This window comes from Lacinutrix jangbogonensis, from assembly GCF_000797445.1.
Lineage (GTDB): Bacteria > Bacteroidota > Bacteroidia > Flavobacteriales > Flavobacteriaceae > Lacinutrix > Lacinutrix jangbogonensis.
Window position 1 is genome coordinate 16146 of sequence record NZ_JSWF01000020.1, and the last position, 23046, is coordinate 39191.

A 23046-nucleotide genomic window follows, 5' to 3' on the forward strand; every position below is an offset into this window, starting at 1 on the left:
AGACATTATAATTAGAACCTTTCAAAATGAAAGAAATAAAAATATTTTCACCAGCAACAGTAGCAAACGTATCTTGTGGATTTGATGTACTAGGCTTTTGTTTAGATACTGTCGGAGATGAAATGGTTATAAAAAAGACGGTAGAGAAAGGTGTTAAAATAACTAAAATTGAAGGTTATGATTTACCATTAGAAACAAAAAAAAACGTTGCTGGAGTTGCTGCATTGGCTTTATATAATCATGCTAATCCAGATTGCGGGTTTGACATTGAAATCTACAAAAAAATCAAACCAGGAAGTGGAATTGGTAGTAGTTCTGCAAGTGCTTCTGGAGCTGTTTTTGCTTTAAACGAATTGTTAGGTAAGCCTTATAATAAAACCCAACTTTCTAACTTTGCTATGAAAGGTGAAGCTGTTGCAAGTGGCAGTGAACATGCAGATAATATTGCTCCTGGCATTTTTGGAGGTTTCACTTTAGTAAAGAGTAATCAACCATTAAAAATACTAGAGTTACCTACTCCATCCAATTTATATGCAACAATAATTCATCCACAAATAGAAGTTAAAACAGCAGAAGCTAGGAGTATTTTACCAAAAAATGTTCCTATGCAAGATGCCATCACACAATGGTCTAATGTCGGTAGTTTTGTTCATGCTTTACATACCAATGACTATAGTCTATTAGGCGAATCTCTGCAAGACGTTATTGTAGAACCTTACAGAAGTAAATTGATTCCTTACTTTAGTGAAGTCCAAAAAGCTGCTCTCGCCAAATCTGCTTTAGGTAGTGGGATTTCAGGTTCTGGGCCCTCTGTTTTTTCTTTATCAGAAGGAATAGAAACGGCAAAAAAAGTAGAAAAAGCAATTCAAGAAGTATATGCAAAAACAGGAATTGAATTTTACACATTCACTTCTAAAATTAATGCGGAAGGTATAAAAATATTATAAACAATGAACTACTACTCACTAAATCATAAAGCACCAAACACATCATTTAAAGATGCAGTTATAAAAGGATTGGCTCCAGACAGAGGTTTATATTTCCCTGAAACTATAACACCTTTACCACAATCGTTTTTTGAAAACATCGATAATCTTAGCTATTCTGAAATTGCTTTCGAAGCTATAAAACAATTCGTAAGTCCAGATATTCCCGAAACCATTCTAAAAACGATAGTAGAAGAAACCTTATCGTTTGAATTTCCAATTGTAAAGCTTAACGATAACATTTCGACTCTTGAGTTATTTCATGGACCAACAATGGCTTTTAAAGATGTTGGCGCGCGATTTATGGCACGTTGTTTAGGTTATTTTAATAAGAACAATGCAAACGAAGTTACTGTTTTAGTAGCCACTTCTGGAGATACAGGAGGCGCTGTTGCAAATGGTTTTTTAGGTGTTAAAGGCGTAAATGTGGTTATTCTCTATCCTAGTGGAAAAGTCAGTAACATTCAAGAAATGCAATTAACAACATTAGGACAAAACATAAAAGCGCTTGAAGTTGATGGTGTTTTCGATGATTGCCAAGACATGGTAAAACGTGCTTTTTTAGACGAAGAACTCACTAGTAAAATGCAATTAACTTCTGCTAATTCTATAAATGTTGCGCGTTGGTTGCCGCAACTCTTCTACTTCATGTTTGCCTACAAGCAATTACATAAAACACATAATGAGCTTGTGTTTTCTGTACCAAGTGGGAACTTTGGAAACGTTTGTGCTGGAATGATGGCACAACAATTAGGTCTACCAATTAAGCACTTTATAGCCTCTAATAACGAGAATAACGTTGTAACGCACTATTTAAAAACTGAGGATTATAACCCAAAACCATCTGTACAAACTATAAGTAATGCAATGGATGTTGGGAATCCAAGTAATTTTATACGCATTCGCGAAATCTATAGAAATAACTTTAACGCATTAAAAAACAACTTGTCTTCTTATAGTTTTGGTGATGCTGAAACTAAAGTAGCCTTAAAAGAAATTTACGACAACTATAACTACGTTGCAGATCCTCATGGCGCTGTTGGTTATTTAGGTTGTAAAGCTTACCTAGAGCATAATCCTAATGCACATTGTGTGTTTTTAGAAACTGCACATCCAACAAAGTTTTTAGATGTAGTTGAAGCAGTAATAAAAGTGAAACAAGACTTACCAGAGCAAATACAATCTGTAATGGGTAATAAAAAAGTAGCAACTCGTATTAGTAGTTATGAGGAATTGAAAGATTTTTTGTTGAAGTAAATGGACGAAATGAAATCATCTCATTTTGTAGATGATTTTGTCGGATAGAGTATCAGAAAGGTTAGCCCTAAAACAAATATTTCGACAAGGTATTGAGCTAACACATCTAGTACCGAAAACTATGTAAAGCAGCAAGTCCTTGGAGAATTTTAAAATAGGATTGGAAAAATTTAGGGATGTTTTTATTATTCGAAGCAAAAAAACAACTTAAATGGCAAACCAAATTTATTTGATGCATGAGAACTAATGATTCAGCATCAAAAGGCACACACGAAAATAATTAAGTTCTAATCTTTTTTATAAAAAACACAACATCAAATCAAGATGACACCACGAAAACTTCAAGCAAACGAATCAAGTGAATATTTTAAACGCTATATTAATTTGGTGGAAACCTAAAATATTGTTGCTGCTTTAAAAAATCAACTCACAGATATCGAGCAGTTTTTTAGAGAATGGCCTAGAAATAGATGGGATCATGCCTACGCCGAAGGACAATGGACCATAAAAGAAGTCTTAATTCATATGATGGATGCGAAACGAATTTGGCCTATCGGGCGCTTCGTATTGCGCGAAACGATACGACGGCATTACCTGGATTTGATCAAGATGAATTTGCTCCTTTTATGAATGCACCTAATCGTTCTCCTGAATCCATTATGAGTGAATATCGAGCCGTTCGAATGGCAACAATTACTTTAATCGAAAATTTAGATCATGCAGTCTTGTCTAGGATTGGTACGGCAAGTAAAGCTCCAACTTCGCCCTTAGCGATGGCTTTTGTCATTGCAGGACATGAGATACATCACATGAATGTAGTTAGAGAAAAATATGTTTAATAATTAAATATGGACATAAATACAAAAGCAAATAGTATTCTTATCGCAATTCAAAACTTTGATTTTTAATAGGAAAATGGAATGTACAAAACAAAAAACTTAAAGAACGACTGAAAAACTGTAATGAATGGATTGAATTTCCCGCCAAAATGGAGACCAAACCATTTCTTAATGGAATGGGTCTAATGGACGAAATGAAATCATCTCATTTTGGAAACAATTTTATAGGATTTAGTTTCAGAATGGTTAACACTAAAACAAATATTTGGAGAATTTATTGGGCTGACACATCATGTCCAGAAAACTATTTAAAAGAGCAAGTGATTGGAGAATTTAAAAATGGGATTGGAGAATTTTATGGTAAAGAACTATATCTAGGAAAAGAATACAAATTAAGGTTTACTTGGAAAAAGCAATCTGAAAATACTGCGCTTTGGGGACAAGCCTATTTTGATGAAAAAGTAAAAGAGTGGGAAACAAATTGGACAATGAAATTTATAAGAGAAAATTAAGTGCTAGATTTTACTCACCACAAAGTACTGTGTTAAAAAACAAGTAATTATTAATTTATAACTTATATTTAAACAAGCTAACTTAAGATACATAAAGTCGATAGCATATATTTAGAAAACCATAACTAATCAAAAAATTAAAAAGATGAAAACAGTTGGAATTATTGGCGGTTCAGGCTTCATAGGAAGTCATACTACAAAAAAATTTTTACAAGAAGGGTTTAATGTTAAAGTATCAGCCACTGATATTTCTAAGACAGAAAAATACAGCCATTTAAAGAAATTACCGAATGCTGTAAATCTTGAAATTCTTCCTCTAAAAGTAGAAAACAAAAATCAACTAAAAGAATTCATTAAAGGATGTGACATAGTTGTTCACGGCGGAACACCTTTTCAATTAGATGTTAAAGACCCAAAAACTGAATTGTTTGACCCAACAATTAAAGGAACGGAAAATTTTATTGAAGTAATTAATGAAACACCTACGATTGAAAAAGTAGTATTTATAGCATCTGTCGCGGCATTCAACACAAATTTCCCATTGCCTCCGGGCAATAAGAGTCCTCACGATTCTGTGGATGAAAATGACACTCCATTTATGAGTGAAGAAAGTCATCCTTATGCACAAGCAAAATTTATTGCTAACCAGACAGTAGAAAAGTTTATAAACGAGCATCCGAGTATTGATTTTGAAATAACAACTGTTTCGCCTACGGGAGTAATGGGGAAATCTTTATCCAATAGAGAAGATTCAACTTCTTCAGGTTTACAGTTTTTATTTAAGAATAAAATAGCTCCCAATCCCTTTATACAAATGTTTTATGACAATGATATTGAATTTGCGTTGGTCGATGTTAAAGACGTAGCTAATGGAATTTATAGTGCTTGTACTAAAAAAGGCTTACACGGCAAAAATTATTTATTAAGTAGCGAAAGTTGGAAAGTTTCCGATATTACCAAAATGCTAAATAATGAAAAACCTAATGGAAGTGCTCACATTATTTATAAAAACGATGCTGCTATACAAGATTTAGGAATTAAATTTAATCCTGCTGTTATTCCACTGACTGAATTTAATAAATAGAAAAAAAAGCCATCAAACTTTATCTATAATGGACCTATAATATTGAATATCAATATTATAATTTTAAATAGACAAATTAATCAAACGGAAATTAAGTGCTTTGAAATCCAACACTAACCTTAGGCAACTCGTTGAATAAGGTTGAATACAACACGGAATAGTTTTGATATACTTAATGGAAACTAACCATTAGTTAATATTATAACATTTTGAAAACAACAGTAATTGGTTTAGTGATAATTAGAAGTATATTCTATGGTTGTTCAGAAAACAATAGATCAATAGACGAACTTGAAGTTATTGATAATAAGTAAAGTGATTTTAGAAGTGAATATTGCAACTATTACTAAAAAAGACAAGTTTTCTAAGTATAAATGACTTATCGAAAAACTTAAAAACTCTAATGAACAAAACAATGTGATTATAGAAAAAGAAATTGAAACTATTACTGGAAACTAGGACGATAAAAGCAACACAATTATAGAAAATCTAGAAACTATTACCAAACAAAAGAAATTCAACTAATACAAACTACTTATAGAAAAGTTGAAAACTTCCAAAAAACAAAATACGGTTGTTCCTATTTTAGAAAATGAGCTTGAAACTATCACTAAACAAAAAGTAAGATAGATTCTAACCGAATTAAAAACAATCTTAAATAAAAAAGGTAATACAGCCTGCGTATATAACAAATAGAAATTAACGAAATACACTTCTAAATTGCAGATTATCTGTGCTTTCATAAACTAATTCCTCTACTCTGTTTTACGCTTGAGATTAGTATTTGTTTTGCTATTCTATTCTTTTACACAAGCTTTCAATACCCTTTAGATTTTAAATGCTCTTGATAACCATCAGATAGTTTTTGTGCTCTATTTCTTAAGTCGTCTTGAACACTTTGTGGTAATAATCTCAGGTCAATTAAAGTAATGTCCATTTTAAACAGTGTATTGTATGCTAACTTTGGATTCAAGAGGTACAAACTATGAAAATAGTCTGTAGTTTTTTTAATTAGCGCATCTCCAGATGTATTTTTACGCTCTTCCACATACAACGTTGTAATGTACCTTGAAATACATTTTGCGTCCTCCTTACATGCTAGAACCGTTTTCATTTGTGACTCGGAAAAGTTAGTAACAGTTGTCGAATTTTTGGTATTAGAAATTGTTAAAGTATTAGATTTTGTAGTCTTGCCTTCTAGTTGTCCATCAATAAAATTCCCAGCTTCATACTTGTCTTTTGCATAATACCGAACACCTTGTCCGTGCCTTTTTCCATTTTGGTAAAAGCCCATATAGTAATCAAACTCCGATGTTGTATAAGTACCTAATCCGTGATAATCTCCATTAGAAAATTCACCTAAATAGTCACCGCCACTTGTAAAAAACAAAAAGCCAAAACCATCTCTTTGACCGTTTATAAATGTCCCCATATAGGTAGAATTATCATATTCATAAATTCCAATACCATTACTACAATTCCCAACAACACATTTACTATTAGCATTATTTAAAAGTTCTTTTTTAGAAATCACTTTTCCATTACTGTAATTCAATTTATAGGTTTTCTTTGTAATATAATCGTTATAAAAACCAATGTTTTTAGATTTATCTGTAAATATCATTAAATTGGAACCATTGTATTCATAAGAGAACCCTTCTTGATCTTGAAACGAACCTTTGAAAACCGTTAACGTACTTTTCTTATCCTTCTTACTTGACGTATGAATTGGACCATTAACTTTTCCGTCTTTAAAAAAACCATGTGCTTTCATGCCATCTTTAAATTCTTTTTCTCCATAACCATCTTGGCAATCACCATTTACACATTTTCCAGTATAATACTCTGAATACTCATCTAGACTTTTAGCTAATTTTTTTGCGCTATCTGTCATGGTATCACTTCCTGTTGGATTATAATCACTGTATAATGTTACAGGATATGGCGTATCTATTTTTACTGTAGTATAATTTTCTAAAGCAACTTGTTTTAGCTCGTTTTCGCCTTTAAAAATGACATCTTTTTTATTTGGTGCAAATTTATAAATATCAATTTTTTTAATATAAGTTCCATCACTTCGAAACACATGAACGCTTCCTTTTTCAGTTTTATACCAATACCCGTTTTTAATATTAATTGTTGTTTTTTTTGCAGGAAAATTTTTCCCTTCTGGCTTATCTTCAAAATCCTCAAAAACAAATAATTGACTAGATATTTTATGAAAAACCAATAAACTTTTACCCATAAAAACAGAAGAAGTATTCAAAGCTTCTTGTTGATTATTAATAGAGAATAAATAACTTGAAGCTTCTGTTTTTTTCCATGTTGCATTTTCAGAAAACGAAGATGTTTCTAGAGCTCTAACTTTTTTCCTCAAAGAAACAAGTTCGTTTTTTACTGTATTAATATCTGTAGTACCGGTTACTTCTCCATTGCTATAAATAATTTCTCGTAATGTTGGATTTGGAAAACTAGGAACTCCTTTTGCTATGCTCATATCTAAAAGTGATAAAGAGATAATCCAGTTTCCGTAGGTATCATAAGCATAAACATATGTTCTTGTCGTTGTTGTAGTATTTCTTTTACTACTTTCTTCTGAAACTTCTATTTCTCCATTTAAGTTATATTGGTATGAACTGACGTAAAGAAAAGACTCTTCTTTAGTAAGTTTATTATTGCTGTTATAAGTGTAAAATCTTTCTGAAGGTACATCATTGTTATAATTGGTAACTATTTTCTGAACTAGATTGTTTTCTGAATAAAACTTCTGAAACGTTGAACCACTAGAGATATAACCATAGTCAGTCTTTTCAAATGCTTGCTTAGAGCCTTTAGCATCACCATCATAAAGAGTTGTAAAGTTGAAATTACCGTTTATTTTGTACTCGAAACTTTTTTTATGACTAAATGAAGCACTGTTATAATCGTAAATCATTAGTTTCCCAGCCTTATTATAGGTGTAACTTTCTACTGTAGTCTTGTTGTTATAAATTAAAGATGAAGATTTAATTTTTTTGTTTTTTGTATCAAAAACTGTCGTTCGATTTCTTTCTAATTCAGAGCTAATGTCTTGACTTCCTCTTTTTGGTCTTTGATCATATTGCTTTTCATTAATTTGTTTTGGAATTATGTTTCCAGCTCCAATTTTATAATTAAAATCTTCAACAAGATCTGTGTTTGGAATTTTATAAATCTCTTTTTGAATGTCTCTTTTAACCACTTTTGGTGGAACTTTATTGTCAATCAATTCAGAATACAATCCATTTCTCAATTTTATAACCAAAGCTTTGGTTTTGCCATCTTCTAGATTAATTGAACCCGTAATATCGCCATTACTATATTTTATTTCTCTAACCTGAAATGAAAATTCACCTCCAAATAAATGTGTTTTTGTTTTATTTCCACTATAATCTTTGTCCGACGTTGCTAGTTGATATGCAATAACCCAGTTTCCATACGCATCGTAAATGTATTTGTAATGTCTTGTCATACGGTCTTTATCGACTTCTTTTTCTATTACATTGTTTTTATTGAGTTGATAAGTGTATGTATAAGTTCCTTTATCTTGATACTTTAAAAAACCACTGTTATTATATTGATAAGATTCTGTATACGTTTTATTGGCACTTTTATTAAATGTTATTTTTTGAGTAACTAAACCCTTTTTTAAAATGTAAGTGTGTTTACCATTATCAAAATCGTTTTTAATAGAATTACTGTCTGTAATGTATTTGATAAGCTTAGTTTTTCCTTCACGCGTTTCCTTGGTCTCTTTAAGCGAACCTCTACTATCAAATTCATAAGTAGTTTCTTGTCCACCTTCTATTTCTCCTGCTCTTGTAGCGTTACTTTTTTGGGTTTTAAGAAAGCCTTTAGTATTATAAGTGTAATAAAAATTAAACCCATTTTGCTTAATATATTTATTGCCATAGTTATATAAAGTTCCTCTTTTTGTTAATAAGGTATCTTTAAAAGTTAAAGTCTCTGTGCTATAGTCATCTTGTAAATAAGAAAATTTATGTCCTACAATACTGTATCCATAATCTGTATAAGTTGAATTAGAAACTGTGACAGGGTTTATATTACCACTTCCAATTTTTAAATTGAAATCTTTTACCAAATTTGTATTTGGTAACTGAAGAATATCTTTTTGAGTCTTTACTTCTTGGGCAAAAACGGGCATAACAAAAAAGCAATGGAATATTAGAAGAAAACGTTTCATAATTATTCATTTTTAGTGTATTACAAATTAATTGAATACTATGACATGAACAAATACGACGTTCTGCGTATTTTTAGGTGAAGATAAAGTCTAGGATTTCATTGAAACAAGCAGCAGAAAAGTGTGAAAAATTATTACTTAGGCTCAATCTTACTTAAATAGCTGTCAAACACATAACCAATTTTATCGTCGTTATAAAGTATTTTACACCAACGACCAATTACAGTTCTGTTATTAGATTCTTTTAAATGAAAGTCTATTTTAGATCTTGCTATTATTCTCACTTTTGCTTTATAATCTAGTGTTTCTAGTCGCTCGGTAAAACCAGGTTTTCTTCTAACAGACAATCCGTTTTTAGCCGTAACATAGGCAACATAACCAGTTATATCTTTTACAAATTGGTTATTTTTATAATCGTAAACTTCTTCAATGTCGTAAAACTGAGTAGTTTTACCTTCTTGGTCGTCTGTATCTGCATCGTAAAATGTTTCATTGCCAATTTTATTAATAATTATCCTATCGTAAAAACCACCTTCAGAACTTGGAATCTTAAAAATTTCATCTGCCATATAACTATGTGAATAGTCACTTTCTGTATTTCCGCCTTCACTTTGTGTATAAAGTTCGTTCACTAAATTGTTGTTTTTTGTATAACCAAAAAGCATATTACTGTAACGGTAACCATCCCAAGTTTCACCCAAACCATTATTGGTTATTTCAACCAAAGCTGCAACATTAGTAAAAGAAACATCTGTGTATGTAGCTTTTATTTCATTTGTATTATAAAGCGTTTCGATATACTTTTCGGGTGCTTTAAGTGTATTAGAATCGACAATAGTTCCCTTTTTTCGTAAGTTAGATTTATAAATACTTTTTCTCCAATTGTATTTTGTTTCTTCTATGCTATAAGTATAATCTGGATTTTCGAAAGTGTGTTTAAATACTAAGGCTTTAATAGGGAATATTTTTTGTTCTCTTAATACGCCAGTTCCTAAAACCTCTAATGTTTTAGTTGTATTGGACAATTCTGTGTTCGTCTTTTTATTTATAATTACGCTATTATAAACCAATGCCGTATCTTTTACTATTAAGGTGTTTTTTACAACTTGATCGGATTGAAATACAATAGGATCGTCAAGTTTTATAAATTTTTTATTGCTATGTCCAATAAGTAAATCGTAAGTAGAACCATCTTCTAGTTTAAAGGTTATTAAACCTACTTCGGTTTTAGCTTCTTGAAAAACAACAGGTTTTATAGATTGAAAATCTTGTTTTAATATAACCTGAGGATTGCATTGCTCGAAGAGTTTGCGTAAAAATATTTTATCTATTATTTTTTTATTATGTTCAAGATATAAACTTAAAGAACAATAGTTGTTTTGGTGATTAAGTCTTGAAATAACAAGGTTTAAACTGTCTTCTGTTTTAAACTTAAAACGTATCATTCCTTCAATGGGAACAAACTGATGCTCCTTATTTACCGAGCCTCTAACATCTGAACTAGTGTCATCTTTACAGCTTGTAAATACAAACAAAATGATGAAGAGTGTTATTAAAAAGTATTTCATCGTTACTAATATGTTTTCTCCTTTTTTAGTTCGCCTGTTTCATAATAAAATTTCCAATTTCCAATCTTATTAAAATTCTTGACATTACCTTCTTTCTTCAAATAATACTTACACAGTTTGTAGGAGTAACTATACTTTTTTTTATAACCAATGGACACAGTATTTCTATGAATGTTTGCCATAAACTCATCTAGATTACCTGCATGTGTATCAACGCTCTTTATTTTATAATCTTCAATTATATTTCCATTACTATCAAAAAATGTATATGATAAATAATTTCCGAAATTATCAAATTCAGAATCAGTAATGATATTTCCTTTTTTATCATACTGAATATATGGTCCAGACCAAAATTCATAGAAATAGTCTTCATACTCATAAACTAATGTCGCTCCAGAATCTTTTTTAAAACCGTTATTAAATTTGGTATTAATAAGAATAGTGTCTATTAATACAAGATTATTGGTGAATTCAATATATGCCTTGCTATGTTGAGCAAATAAAGAAGCAGAACAAATAACAAACATAATATGGAGTAAATAGTGCTTCATTTAATCTTAGATTATTTCTAATAAAGTCGAAAATTAATCATAAAATTTGAGTCTAAAAAATTAACCCATTTTTAAACTGAACGCCATTGAAATCAACTCAATATTTTTCTATACTTTTGTTTTACAAGTTTTAAAAAATTCCGCTTGACGGTAAATAAATATATTTTCTATGAAAAACACAGCATTAACAGCAACACACGAAGCACTAAATGCCAAAATAGTACCATTTGCAGGCTATAATATGCCTGTACAATACGATGGTGTAAACATTGAACACGAAGCAGTGAGAAAAGATTGTGGCGTTTTTGATGTGTCGCATATGGGAGAATTTTTAATCGAAGGTCCAAATGCTTTAGCATTAATACAAAAAGTATCTAGTAATGATGCTTCAAAATTAACCATTGGTAAAGCACAGTATTCTTGTTTACCAAATGATGATGGTGGTATTGTTGACGATTTAATTATCTACAAACTAAAGGAAGAAACGTATTTACTGGTTGTTAATGCCAGTAATATAGAAAAGGATTGGAACTGGATTGCTTCTAAAAATGATGTTAATGCTATAATGCGCGATTTAAGTGAAGACTATTCTCTTTTGGCAATTCAAGGACCAAATGCTGTTGAGAAAATGCAAGCTTTAACAAGTCATGATTTAGCCGAAATAAAATTCTATAACTTTGTAGTTGGAGATTTTGCAGGAGTAGAAAATGTAATAATATCTGCAACTGGATACACTGGAAGTGGCGGATTTGAAATCTATTGTAAAAACAACGAAGCAAAACAAATTTGGGATAAAGTAACCGAAGCTGGAGCAAAACCAATTGGTCTTGCTGCACGTGATACGTTACGCCTTGAAATGGGGTATTGTCTTTATGGAAATGATATAAACGACTCTACTTCGCCTCTAGAAGCTGGCTTAGGTTGGATTACTAAATTTACTAAAGATTTTACTAACTGTGAAGCTTTAGAAAACCAAAAACGTCGTGGTGTAGAACGCAAGTTAATTGCTTTCGAGCTTGATGATCGTGGTATTCCTAGACAAGGTTACGATATTGTAGATGGTCAAGGTGAAAAAATAGGCGAAGTTACTTCCGGTACTATGAGCCCAATGTTAGGAAAAGGAATTGGTTTAGGCTACGTACCAATGGTCTTTACAGATGTTAACAGTAAAATTAATATTCAAATTCGTAAAAATGCAGTGCCTGCAACGGTTGTAAAATTACCTTTTTATAAAGGATAAATACATTTATGATTGATTTCCAAAATGTTATTGAAGACATCTATAGCGATTTAAAACACACAACAAATAAAGGTGTTGTAGCTTCATATATACCAGAATTAGCAAAGCAAAGCAATGCTAGTTTTGGTATATATTTAAAGCCTATAGATGGAAACAATTGTCATGTTGGAGATTGGGATACACCATTCTCGATACAAAGTATCTCTAAGGTTTTAGCTTTATCTAAAGCCATTGCTTTTGAGGATAACAAAATTTGGCAGCGTTTAGATGTTGAACCATCTGGAAACCCTTTTAATCATTTAACCTTATTAGAATTAGAAAACGGAATCCCTAGAAACCCGCTAATAAATGCAGGAGCACTTGTTGTTGCAGATATTTTGGTCACTCATTTAAAAAACCCAAAACAAGATTTTTTAGAGTATGTTAGAAACATCACTAATGATCAAACTATTAACTATAATTTAGAAGTCGCAACATCCGAACAACAAACAGGTTTTAAAAATTATGCTGCTGCAAACCTTTTAAAGTCCTATAATAATCTTAATAACGCTGTAGATATTGTTTTAGACTTTTATTTTCATCAGTGTGCTTTAGAAATGAATTGCGAGCAACTTGCGAATGCTTTTTACCTTTTTTCTAACAAAGGAAAATGTGTAAATAACAAACAGCACTTAACATTAAGTCAAGTAAAAAGAATTAATGCCATTATGTTAACCTGCGGTTTTTATGACGAAGCTGGAGAATTTGCTTTCGAGGTTGGTTTACCAGGGAAAAGTGGTGTTGGCGGTGGTATTGTTGCATTACTACCAAATAACTTTGTTATTGTCACTTGGGCTCCAGGTTTAAACCCAAAAGGAAACTCTCTCATTGGCATGCAAGCATTAGAGCAATTTACTACTAAAACAAACCGTTCTATTTTTTAGTATTTAAATTATTGGATGAAGCAGGAAATAGACAAAAAAAATAGAATCTTAATTTTAGGGGCTAGTGGCTTTATTGGTGAAGCGATCTACAAAGAGCTCTGCTCCTATTTTAGAACTTACGGAACTTATAGAACAGACAATTATAATTTTGATAAGAATCAGCATTATTTTCAATATAATGTTGAAGAAGATGATATTTTTGAAATTCTTGAGATTGTAAAACCCACAGTTATTGTATCTGCACTTCGTGGTAATTTTTCTGCTCAAGTGATTGCTCATGCTCATCTTTGCGAGTATATAATTGCAAACAATGCCAAACTACTATTTTTATCTTCTGCTAATGTTTTCGATGCTTACAGTAAGTTTCCTAGCTACGAACTAGATAAAACCTTAAGCCATAGTATGTATGGTCATTTTAAAATTAAAATTGAAAACATGTTATTGCGCATGCCTAAAAAGCAAATCGCTATTATAAGATTACCAATGGTTTTTGGTGCACAATCGCCAAGAATTAAAGAAATTAAAGCTTTTTTAAAAGAAGGATTAGCGATTGAAGTGTTTCCACATTTGGTAATGAATGTCACTACAGACACTAAAGTAACTCAGCAAATTCACTATATAATAAATCAAAATAAATTTGGAGTTTTTCATTTAGGAAGTAATGATGTAGTGCATCATGACGATTTTATAAAAGAAATTATTGAAGTCTTAGGGGATTTTAAACCTTTGTTTAAAAACGTGTATACTACAAACGAAGAACGTTACTTAGCCGTTTTATCAAAAGAGAATAAATTACCGAAGCATTTACAACTGGAAAGTGAATCTGTTTTTAAAGAGTTAGAAGTTTAAAACGCTTAACCTCTCATACCTTTTTTATAAAAAAATGAGTAATAATTTCTTGTTTCAATCTTACAACCCTTATTTTTATAAAAAAGAATCAAAACACCAAATCTTACTTAGTTATTACGTGAGAATAATTAATTTAAAACAGAATTATGATGTTAAAACTATCAGAAAAACAAATAGAAACGTATTTAGAAAAATTACCAGAATGGGATTATGCAGATAACGCCATCCATACAGAATACGAATTCAATAATTTTAAAGACTGCTTTAGCGCAATGAGCAGAATTGCTTTTGAATGCGAAGCTTTAGACCACCATCCAGATTGGTCTAATACTTACAATGTTTTAAATATTAAATTATCGACTCACGATGCAGGAGGCGTTACGTTAAAAGATATAAAACTAGCCCTTGCTATTGAAGGTATTGTTGAGGAAGAAGATGATGAGTAATTGTGGCTATAACTAGGATTGTACTTCCGTTTTTTCGTATTTTACAACGCTATATTAATGTACTTGATGATTAGATTACTCTTAGTTGCCCTAATATTTTGCGTTTCATGTTTTGGTTACAGCCAGCAAGATACTCTGTTTTGTAAACAGGTTTCTGCGCTTAACTCTACTATTGAAACAAATCACTTTGCACCTAAACCTCTAAATGACAGCACTTCTATATCAATTTACAAACTGTTTCTTAAAGAAATGGATGCTGAAAAAGACTATTTTCTAAAGAGTGACATCACTAGTTTTAATAGAGATGAGTTTAAATTTGATGACTACATAAAAAAGAAACAATGCCTCTTTATTGATAAATACATTTCGGTTTTAGAACAGAAAATCAAACTCAATATATCTAAACTTGAAGCCCTAAAACAAAAACCACTAAATTATTCCGGGACAATAACACTACAACGTACTCCAAAAAAATTTTACAGCTATTTTGAAAACGAAACAGCCTTAGATAAAGGCCTACGAAAACGCATAGGCTATCTCACAATTGTAAAACTAATAGATGACAATGCTGATATTACGAGCATAAAAAAGAACTTTAAGACTTTAGAAAAAGAAGCAAAACAATTAGTTATAGAAAACGAAATTTGTCTTTTAAATGAGTTTCTTAATAAAGATGGCGGCATTGATCGGTTTGTAAAAGAATCTTTTTTGAACGCTTATGTAAAAGTTAACGATCCTAATTCTACCTTTTTCAATTCTACAGAGAAATTGACATATCAAAACAGACTCTCAAAAAATCAAATGTCTTTTGGTATTATTACGACTAAAAATAATAATGGCGAAATTGCTATTTCACATATAGTTCCTGGTAGTGCAGCTTTCGAAAACGGTAAATTTGAAGAAGATGATGTATTACAATCCATTTCTAATGGAAAATCTGTGTTTACTATACACTGTATTTCTAATGCAGATATTCAGTTGTATCTTAATAAAGAAGAACATAAAACACTCTCTTTTTCGATTAAAAAGAAAAACGGGACACTTCAAGATATAAAGCTCACAAAAAGTAATATTAAAGTGGAAAACAACGCCATTAGAGGTTATCTTATTCGAGATGCATCTAATTATGGTTACATTAAAATACCAAGTTTTTATACCAATTACGAATCTCCAAACGGTCGTGGACTAACTGCTGATCTTGCTAAAGAACTATACAAACTTCAAAAACAAAATATTGAAGGTTTAATTCTTGATCTGCGCTTTAATGGTGGGGGATCTATGCAAGAAGCTATCGAACTTTCTGGAATGTTTATAGATCGTGGACCCGTTGCCATTATTAAATCTAAAGCTGGAGAAAATTTCACTGTTAAAGATCGTAAACGCGGTAGTTTTTATAGTAAACCTATTGTTATTTTGTTAAACGATTATAGTGCATCAGCATCAGAGTTTTTTGCTGCAGCCATGCAAGATTACAATCGTGCATTAATTGTAGGCTCTACAACTTATGGGAAATCTAGTGCGCAAACCATTTTACCCTTAGACGAAGATAAAACACTAGGTTTTACAAAATTGACCATAGAAGCTTTCTATAGGGTTACTGGTAAAAGCCACCAAGCAATTGGTATTATTCCTGATATTAAATTACCTTCAATGTACGACAATTTTAAAACAGCTGAAAGCGATAAAGCGCATGCATTACAAAATGATTCGACTCAAGTAACTCTAAAGCATCTTTCACTTAAAAAATTAGGCATAGCTAATATCAATGCTAAAAGTGTTGCTCGCGTTTTAAAAGATGAAAATTTTAAAAGAGTTTTAGATATTAATACTGCATTTTACGCTCTAGTTTATAAAAAAGGAACAAAATACAAGCTTACATTAGAAAGCATTTCCGCAGAACAAAAACGAAGACAAGAAACTTTAGGTTTTATATTTGATACTGATGATAATTTTCCTTTATTATTAAAAATGACTAACACAAAATCTACAAACGAAATTTTAGAATATAATACAGAAGATAAAGAACAAAATACCGCTGTTTTAAAGTCACTCGCTCAAGATATTTATATTAATGAAGCGCAACACATTTTAAAAGATTTAATAACTCAAAACTAATAATTAATGAAAGCCTTAACAAAATTAATCTTTGCCTCACTTTTTCTATTCTCAATTTTTTCAAGCGCTCAAAGTTTTGATTCTGCATTAGATTACCTGGAGTTTATTGGCAAAGAACAAGAAACAGTTACTAAAAATACATGGAAATACACTAAAGCAGTTGCGCATAGCAAAAGAGATAAAAGCATTTCTAAAAAGCGAAAAGTTTTAATTAAAACCGTAGAGCGTGCCATTGCTAAAATTGAAAAAGCTAATGGTTTCGATGGCGAAGATTATAAAAAAAATGTACTTAACCACATGCGCTTAAACGAAAGTTTACTTAAAAAAGAGTATGCAGATATAGTAGATATGAAGGCCGTTGCAGAGCAATCTTACGATTTAATGGAAGCGTATATTTTGGCTCAAGAATTGGCAGACGAGAAAATGACAGAATCTCAAATAGAATACGAGAAAAACTTCTACGCTTTCGCTGAAAAACACAAAATAAACATTATTGAAAATGAAAACGACCTGGGTAAAAAAATGGCAATATCTAATAAGGTATTTGATCACACAAATACACTCTACCTCATTTTTTTTAAAGTATATATTAACGAAGTGTATTTATGGGAAGCTATAGAAAAAAATGACGTTAGTGGCATTCAGCAAAACACAAATGCACTAAACCAAGCTGCAAAAGACGGTTTAGAAATCCTTAAAACGGTAAAACCATATAAAACAGATAAAAGCTTAATTTTAGCTTATAAAGCTGTTTTTAATTTTTTTAGTGATGAATCTGATAACCAAATTCCTGTAATAGCAGATTATTTGATATTAAATGAAGATTTTGAAACCATAAAAAGCACTTTGGATAAAACACCAGAAAAAAAACGAACTAAAGCACAAATAGATGCTTATAATAAAAAAACAAAAGAGATTAATAAAGCTGCTGCTAACTATAACAAGGTAAATGCATCTTTAAATAAGAACAGACAAAAGGTGTTTCTTAAAATGGAAACAACAAAATCGAAACTTTTATCTAGGCATGTGCCAAAAGATTAAAAGCATTTAACAATAGTTTCGCTTGAAACATTTTTGTAGCTAAACATTTTTTTTAAATTTGTGTAAACTATTTTATTAAACAACAAACAAGTTTTCATTGTTTATCCTGAACAACACTTCAGGATTGAAAATAAAAATAAGATTTCCGTTTTACTGACATGAGTTCAGCATAAATAATGGAATTGACAAAAAAGATAAATTATTATGGGTAGAGCTTTTGAATTTCGTAAAGCAAGAAAAATGAAACGTTGGTCTGCTATGAGTAAAGCTTTTACTCGTATTGGAAAAGACATTGTAATTGCAGTAAAAGAAGGCGGTCCAGATCCCGACAGTAATTCGCGTTTACGTGCAGTAATACAAAATGCAAAGGCGTTAAACATGCCTAAAGACAATGTTGAGCGTGCCATTAAAAAAGCTAGCGAAAAAGGTCAAGGTGATTTTAAAGAAGTTATTTTTGAAGGTTATGCACCACATGGTATTGCTGTTCTTGTAGAAACTGCAACAGATAATAATACACGTACAGTTGCAGATGTTCGTAGTTATTTCAATAAGTGCGATGGTAGCTTAGGCACCTCTGGTTCAGTAATATTTATGTTCGATCATACTTGCAATTTTAGAATTCCTGCTGACGGTTTAGATCCTGAAGAAGTAGAACTAGAATTTATAGATTTTGGAGCCGAAGAAGTCTTTGCAGACGACGATGGTATATTAATTTACGCACCATTTGAAAGTTTTGGAACCATTCAAGCAGAATTAGAATCTAGAGCTATAGAAATTCTATCTTCTGGTTTCGAACGTATTCCTCAAATTCTCAAAAAATTAACGCCTGAGCAAGAAGCCGATGTTGAAAGGCTTCTAGAGAAATTGGATGATAATGATGACGTTCAGAATGTTTACCACACAATGGAAGAACGTATTGAGTAGAAGAAATCTATTGAATAAGTTACTTCCCTCATTATCCGAAAATTAATATGGTCTCAGAGCATTTTTTATACAAATGAAACAAGTTAACAACACTATTCAACATAGACAGACACTAAACACAGACTTTAATTAATTGAACTAATGATAAGGAAACACAAAGTAACAGATCTTGAATAAATTATTAATGTTTGGTATCTATCATCAACATTAGCTCATCCCTTTCTGAATACTACTTTTGTGGAAAAAGTAAAAACCGATATGACAAATTTGTATATACCAAACTCAGAAACTTGGGTATATGAGATAAATAATTCAATAGTTGGATTTATTAGTATGATGGATAATGAGATTGGAGGTCTTTTTGTATTACCAAATAGCCATTCAAAAGGAATAGGTACAAAATTAGTTGATTTTATTAAAAAATATTATTCAGAATTAGAAGTAGAAGTGTTTAAAAAAAACAGTGTAGGAAGAGCATTTTATGATAAGTATGGCTTTGAAAGAATAAAAAAATATATGCACGAAGAAAGCGGAAATGAAGTTTTGAGATTAAAAGTTATCTGCTAGAAATGGATAAAGACCAAATACGTTTATAGTAAATTCCTTGGTCTGTGTACACTCGAAAAATACTGCTAAATTTCCTCTGGTTGGTTTTCTTCTGTTGTCTAGTTGTTGATTATAGCACTTGCAAATAATTATGTCAATTAAATTATAGCTATAAGTTGTTGAAATTTAAAAGTTGTAGTACTCATTGCTTTAGCACTTAATCTTATCTTTGTTTCTTGTAGTAGTGATGACGATAATAACGTTACACCTTCAGAGAATGTAATGACTATTTAAGGAGAGCAAATTATTATAGAAATAGGGCTTTTAGTGGGATATGGAGAAAATGATAATGGTAGTTTTGATTGGGACGTTAGCTTATTATCAGAAGGTTTTATTATCAATATCACAAAACCAGAGAACGCAATTGGAATTGGATCTAGTCTGTTTTTAGAGCTTAGGACAACTAGTGCAACAGGTCTTGTGACAGGAACCTATACATTTGCAAATGAAAGCTTAGGATTTAAATTGGTAAGTGCACAAGCAAGTACAAGCTTAAATGCTGAAACTGGCGATGGCAACTATTTTATTGCAACTAGCGGTACTGCAACCATTACTGGTACGGATAATAATCGGGTTATAAAGGCACATCTCGTAGCCGAGAATGATAACGATATCACAGCCTCTTATGGCGGTGTATTGCAAACTATCTAAATTATTTAACGATTATATTTTTGACAACATTTGACAACAAACTAAACGGAATGAAAAGAATTTTATTAACAATGGCTTTGTGCGGAATGACTTTAATCGCTAAATGTCAAACCGCTAGTGTAGAAAAATCTACTTACGGAATTCAAACAGGATTTTCAGGAATTTGAGTTCACAATGAATCTAAACTCACAAACTCAATAGCAATAAGAATTGAAATCGGGTTTGATAGCTGAATTTGGTGAGGAAGTTTCTATGATGGAACTGGATTTTTAATGACACCTGCTATTACAGTTGAACCAAGACTCTATTATAATTTGAATAAAAGAATAAAGAAATCGCGCAGAATTGATGGGAATAGCGGAAATTTTATTGCTTTAAAAACCAGCTACCATCCAGATTAGTTTGTTATTTCTAATTCGGAAAATGTTAGTATAATTAGTAATATTTCGATTATACCGACTTGGTGAATTAGAAGAAACCTAGGAAAGTATTTTACTTATGAAACAGGAATGGGAATTGGATTTAGGTATATTTTTACGAAACAGTCAGGATTTTCGAAAAATAAAAGTGAATCAGCTTTCAATTTACATTTGAGATTAGGATATAAATTTTAGCCTAAATAAAAAAACTACAAGACAACGCATATAGCTTATATATATAATCAATAGACTACCTAAAGGTAACGGTTCGAAAGATTATATTAGTCTTATTTCTTCACTGCTATAACACTTATAAAAACAATAATAAGGGACTTAAATCAAAATAAAAGAGACTAAAAATACTTAGTTGGCCCAATCAAATAGCTGTTATATCTTCTTGCACGGCTTTTTGTTTAGCTCTTAAAAACAAATTAAAATGATAACAATTATAAAAAAATCATTACTATTAGCAAACTATTGCTGTTTTTGTTAAATCACATTTAACCCATGCTCAAAATGTTGATTTTCGGATTTAAAACAGGTCTTAACATTTTCAAACGTAACAGGAGTTAAAACAGATAGAAATAATGTATTTGATTTTCACATTGGTAGATTTGCTGAATTTAAGGTCAATAAAAAATTATCACTTCAACCAGATTTACTGTATTCTAAACAAGGTTCGGAAGTTGGGAATTCAGTGAAAATGAAATTAGGTTATCTAGCAATACCTTTGATGGCAAAGTATTATTTCTCTAAAAAAATTAGTTTAGAAGTTAGGCCACAAATATCATTTTTAGTTAATGATAAATTTGATTTTAATGATAGTTCAATCCCAGATATTGATACAGACGCTCCAAGTTCTAATTGTGGGCATAATTAAGGTTTTGGATACCATATCAATTCTAATCTATTTGCCCAAGTTCGTTATAATTATGGCATTACAACACTTAGTAAAAAATTCCGATTTTAAAAATAGTGTATTTCAAATTTTATTAAGGTATAAATTATAAATATTACGATCTCTAAAGTTAGAAGACACCTTAATTATATAATGTCGTCTTACTCATAATTATACTATTGTAAAATACGTTGACCAATAATCGTTTCCAAAGTGTAAAAAAAGTGTCTTCCCGGTAAATGGAGACACTTTATTTTGTTTGGTATTATAGGGAGAACCATTAAAATGATGGTATCTAAATATATTTGCACCATCAATTATAAACGAACAAAAATAAATGCAATGAAAAAAAAAATAAAAAATTAAAAATAGGAATCAGAGCAATTGTAATCATTAGTCTTTTAAGTATTACAAGTCTGTTATTAATCGCTATGGGAAGTAACGTACCGCATGAGCAAAATACAGCAAATGTGCTTTTCAATAGGTGGCATCTGGATACTTATAAGATTGCAGGTTATAAGTATCCAACCAATAAAAAGGAAATAGACGATTATCTTTTTTTTAAGGAAGACATGACTTTTACTTCAAAATCAGAAGGAAAAGAAGAAAGAGGAACATTTATCCTAAATATAAACGGTGCTTACGTTGTAATGAGCGCTAAAAATGGTGAACAGATAAAAGCCTACATTATTTCAATATCCAATAATTCCTTGGTACTAAAATATGATATAAATGAAATTAGAGATATCGAAGTACATTATAATAGGCCTAATCAAACTCATAAACTATGAAAGAATTTATTAGTATTTTATTTCTGTTTTTTAGTTGTAGTTCATCTTTTTCGCAAACAACTATAGATTTAAAAATAGTACCATTCGAGATTACGAATCAGAATTTTTATATAAACAACGTAATAGATAATCGACAAGAATTGCACCTTGGAGTTATAGAAGATAATTTTAATAAGAAAGTGAAATTAAGTTTAAAGCATGGCACTGCAAAAACAATCAAACACTTTATGGATGCTGCTTTGCCAAAAACAGGTGAAAGTGCTCCGATAACTTTAAGCGTTAATCATTTGAAAATTGAAGAAGCACAAACAAGTATCGATAAGAGAACAGCAAGAGTTTATGTTGAATGCTCTTTCTATTCAGAAAACGGAGAAGTACTTTATAAAGTCGATCATTATGAAACCGAAGTTTTTCCAGTTTCGAGTTTAACGGAAATCTACGAAACCCATGAAAAAAGAATAAGAGCAGCATTAGAATATTGCTTATGGCGTTTCATTGATTCACAAAGAAAAAACACAACCCCTAATCTATTAAAAGATAGACTGCTTAATAATGCGACTTCCACTGAGGAAGTATCCGTTTTTGAAACCTATAAACCTTTAGGTAAATGGTTTAATATGCTAACATTCAAAAGAGTGTATGATAAATATAATGAGGGTTGGAACATTTCATATACTGGATTTTCAGACCATGAAAAAGACCTTATTATACCTTTTATAATTGGGTATAGTCAATCTCGTTCTAAATCAGATATAGTTCAAGAACGTGGCTATAGTTCTGTTGATTCGTATGCCTTAGGTTTCGGATTCAATGGCTTTATCAAAATAACACCTGGTTTTTATGTCGATATTGGTTTAAATGCACCTATAGGATTGGAGGTATTAAGAGATCTGGAAGACAAAAAATCAACTCACTTTTTAATAGGTCTCAGTGCTAATCAGGGTGTGAAAATAATTCCTTGGAAAGCTTTTGGAATCGTTATTGGAGCTGGTATTTTCCAGCGGTGGCAAAACTCTGAAATCATCAATAGAAATTTTGGGTTTCAGTTAGAATTAGGACTTAATTTTTAAATATTTTTTTTTCTCAGAACACATAAATAAGAATCTAACAACAAAAATTAA

19 protein-coding genes and 1 pseudogene are annotated in these 23046 nt (G+C 30.9%); 17 read left to right on the forward strand and 3 right to left on the reverse strand.

Going from position 1 to position 23046, the window contains the following annotated elements; translation table 11 throughout:
* Window positions 1-26: 26 nt before the first annotated feature.
* The 5 genes from RH82_RS05175 (at window position 27) to RH82_RS05195 (ending at window position 4678) form a co-directional block, all read left to right on the forward strand.
* Complete coding sequence (locus tag RH82_RS05175) at window positions 27-947, forward strand: homoserine kinase (RefSeq protein ID WP_034058748.1); 921 nt, start codon at window positions 27-29, stop codon at window positions 945-947.
* Window positions 948-950: 3 nt separating this feature from the next.
* Window positions 951-2243 (forward strand): threonine synthase, encoded by a 1293-nt coding sequence (gene thrC / locus RH82_RS05180; protein WP_034058750.1) that lies wholly within the window; start codon window positions 951-953, stop codon window positions 2241-2243.
* 497 nt (window positions 2244-2740) lie between these two features.
* Window positions 2741-3082 (forward strand): DinB family protein, encoded by a 342-nt coding sequence (locus tag RH82_RS05185; RefSeq protein ID WP_162182446.1) that lies wholly within the window; start codon window positions 2741-2743, stop codon window positions 3080-3082.
* 149 nt (window positions 3083-3231) lie between these two features.
* Entirely contained in the window at window positions 3232-3594 is a 363-nt protein-coding gene (locus tag RH82_RS05190; protein WP_052158221.1) for a hypothetical protein, read from the forward strand.
* A 145-nt stretch (window positions 3595-3739) separates the two neighbouring features.
* Window positions 3740-4678, forward strand: a complete 939-nt coding sequence (locus tag RH82_RS05195) for an NAD-dependent epimerase/dehydratase family protein (protein WP_034058752.1) — start codon at window positions 3740-3742, stop codon at window positions 4676-4678.
* A gap of 817 nt (window positions 4679-5495) precedes the next feature.
* On the opposite strand, the gene RH82_RS05200 is transcribed toward RH82_RS05195, so the two are convergent.
* The 3 genes from RH82_RS05200 to RH82_RS05210 form a co-directional block, all read right to left on the reverse strand.
* Window positions 5496-8900 (reverse strand): MORN repeat-containing protein, encoded by a 3405-nt coding sequence (locus RH82_RS05200; protein WP_156112419.1) that lies wholly within the window; start codon window positions 8898-8900, stop codon window positions 5496-5498.
* Window positions 8901-9034: 134 nt separating this feature from the next.
* Window positions 9035-10468 (reverse strand): SH3 domain-containing protein, encoded by a 1434-nt coding sequence (locus tag RH82_RS05205; RefSeq protein WP_156112420.1) that lies wholly within the window; start codon window positions 10466-10468, stop codon window positions 9035-9037.
* Between the two features lie 5 nt (window positions 10469-10473).
* Window positions 10474-11022: a hypothetical protein gene (locus RH82_RS05210; RefSeq protein WP_034058758.1), complete on the reverse strand. Its 549-nt coding sequence runs from the start codon at window positions 11020-11022 to the stop codon at window positions 10474-10476.
* A gap of 169 nt (window positions 11023-11191) precedes the next feature.
* On the opposite strand from RH82_RS05210, the gene gcvT reads away from it, so the two are divergent.
* From gcvT to RH82_RS17705, 12 genes and pseudogenes are all read left to right on the forward strand, one after another.
* Window positions 11192-12262, forward strand: a complete 1071-nt coding sequence (gene gcvT / locus RH82_RS05215) for a glycine cleavage system aminomethyltransferase GcvT (RefSeq protein ID WP_034058760.1) — start codon at window positions 11192-11194, stop codon at window positions 12260-12262.
* Between the two features lie 8 nt (window positions 12263-12270).
* A complete protein-coding gene (locus tag RH82_RS05220) occupies window positions 12271-13185 on the forward strand; it encodes a glutaminase (protein WP_034058762.1) in 915 nt (304 codons plus the stop codon).
* A gap of 15 nt (window positions 13186-13200) precedes the next feature.
* On the forward strand, window positions 13201-14034 hold the full coding sequence (locus RH82_RS05225) for a sugar nucleotide-binding protein (protein WP_034058763.1): 834 nt from the start codon (window positions 13201-13203) through the stop codon (window positions 14032-14034).
* Window positions 14035-14183: 149 nt separating this feature from the next.
* Complete coding sequence (locus tag RH82_RS05230; protein ID WP_034058810.1) at window positions 14184-14480, forward strand: 4a-hydroxytetrahydrobiopterin dehydratase; 297 nt, start codon at window positions 14184-14186, stop codon at window positions 14478-14480.
* A 66-nt stretch (window positions 14481-14546) separates the two neighbouring features.
* On the forward strand, window positions 14547-16595 hold the full coding sequence (locus tag RH82_RS05235) for a carboxy terminal-processing peptidase (RefSeq protein ID WP_034058764.1): 2049 nt from the start codon (window positions 14547-14549) through the stop codon (window positions 16593-16595).
* A 6-nt stretch (window positions 16596-16601) separates the two neighbouring features.
* Window positions 16602-17636 carry a hypothetical protein gene (locus tag RH82_RS05240; protein WP_034058765.1) on the forward strand — a complete coding sequence of 345 codons (1035 nt, stop codon included), beginning with the start codon at window positions 16602-16604 and terminating at the stop codon, window positions 17634-17636.
* Between the two features lie 204 nt (window positions 17637-17840).
* Window positions 17841-18560, forward strand: a complete 720-nt coding sequence (locus tag RH82_RS05245) for a YebC/PmpR family DNA-binding transcriptional regulator (RefSeq protein ID WP_034058768.1) — start codon at window positions 17841-17843, stop codon at window positions 18558-18560.
* 237 nt (window positions 18561-18797) lie between these two features.
* Window positions 18798-19127: a GNAT family N-acetyltransferase gene (locus tag RH82_RS05250; RefSeq protein ID WP_052158222.1), complete on the forward strand. Its 330-nt coding sequence runs from the start codon at window positions 18798-18800 to the stop codon at window positions 19125-19127.
* 306 nt (window positions 19128-19433) lie between these two features.
* Window positions 19434-19817, forward strand: a complete 384-nt coding sequence (locus RH82_RS05255) for a hypothetical protein (RefSeq protein ID WP_034058770.1) — start codon at window positions 19434-19436, stop codon at window positions 19815-19817.
* 1011 nt (window positions 19818-20828) lie between these two features.
* Window positions 20829-21116: pseudogene (locus RH82_RS18125) on the forward strand (porin family protein); the annotation flags it as partial.
* A gap of 449 nt (window positions 21117-21565) precedes the next feature.
* Window positions 21566-21925 carry a lipocalin-like domain-containing protein gene (locus RH82_RS05270; protein WP_052158223.1) on the forward strand — a complete coding sequence of 120 codons (360 nt, stop codon included), beginning with the start codon at window positions 21566-21568 and terminating at the stop codon, window positions 21923-21925.
* Window positions 21922-22995, forward strand: coding sequence for a hypothetical protein (locus RH82_RS17705; protein ID WP_052158224.1), 1074 nt, complete (start codon window positions 21922-21924; stop codon window positions 22993-22995). The genes RH82_RS05270 and RH82_RS17705 overlap by 4 nt, the downstream gene beginning before the upstream one ends.
* Window positions 22996-23046 lie beyond the last annotated feature (51 nt).

Bases quoted from the DNA above. Each gene is read 5' to 3' on its own strand.
- RH82_RS05175 (WP_034058748.1), top strand. From the start codon at position 27: ATGAAAGAAATAAAAATATTTTCACCAGCAACAGTAGCAAACGTATCT.
- thrC (WP_034058750.1), top strand. From the start codon at position 951: ATGAACTACTACTCACTAAATCATAAAGCACCAAACACATCATTTAAA.
- RH82_RS05185 (WP_162182446.1), top strand. From the start codon at position 2,741: ATGGACCATAAAAGAAGTCTTAATTCATATGATGGATGCGAAACGAAT.
- RH82_RS05190 (WP_052158221.1), top strand. From the start codon at position 3,232: ATGGAGACCAAACCATTTCTTAATGGAATGGGTCTAATGGACGAAATG.
- RH82_RS05195 (WP_034058752.1), top strand. From the start codon at position 3,740: ATGAAAACAGTTGGAATTATTGGCGGTTCAGGCTTCATAGGAAGTCAT.
- RH82_RS05200 (WP_156112419.1), bottom strand. From the start codon at position 8,900: ATGAAACGTTTTCTTCTAATATTCCATTGCTTTTTTGTTATGCCCGTT.
- RH82_RS05205 (WP_156112420.1), bottom strand. From the start codon at position 10,468: ATGAAATACTTTTTAATAACACTCTTCATCATTTTGTTTGTATTTACA.
- RH82_RS05210 (WP_034058758.1), bottom strand. From the start codon at position 11,022: ATGAAGCACTATTTACTCCATATTATGTTTGTTATTTGTTCTGCTTCT.
- gcvT (WP_034058760.1), top strand. From the start codon at position 11,192: ATGAAAAACACAGCATTAACAGCAACACACGAAGCACTAAATGCCAAA.
- RH82_RS05220 (WP_034058762.1), top strand. From the start codon at position 12,271: ATGATTGATTTCCAAAATGTTATTGAAGACATCTATAGCGATTTAAAA.
- RH82_RS05225 (WP_034058763.1), top strand. From the start codon at position 13,201: ATGAAGCAGGAAATAGACAAAAAAAATAGAATCTTAATTTTAGGGGCT.
- RH82_RS05230 (WP_034058810.1), top strand. From the start codon at position 14,184: ATGTTAAAACTATCAGAAAAACAAATAGAAACGTATTTAGAAAAATTA.
- RH82_RS05235 (WP_034058764.1), top strand. From the start codon at position 14,547: ATGATTAGATTACTCTTAGTTGCCCTAATATTTTGCGTTTCATGTTTT.
- RH82_RS05240 (WP_034058765.1), top strand. From the start codon at position 16,602: ATGAAAGCCTTAACAAAATTAATCTTTGCCTCACTTTTTCTATTCTCA.
- RH82_RS05245 (WP_034058768.1), top strand. From the start codon at position 17,841: ATGGGTAGAGCTTTTGAATTTCGTAAAGCAAGAAAAATGAAACGTTGG.
- RH82_RS05270 (WP_052158223.1), top strand. From the start codon at position 21,566: ATGGGAAGTAACGTACCGCATGAGCAAAATACAGCAAATGTGCTTTTC.
- RH82_RS17705 (WP_052158224.1), top strand. From the start codon at position 21,922: ATGAAAGAATTTATTAGTATTTTATTTCTGTTTTTTAGTTGTAGTTCA.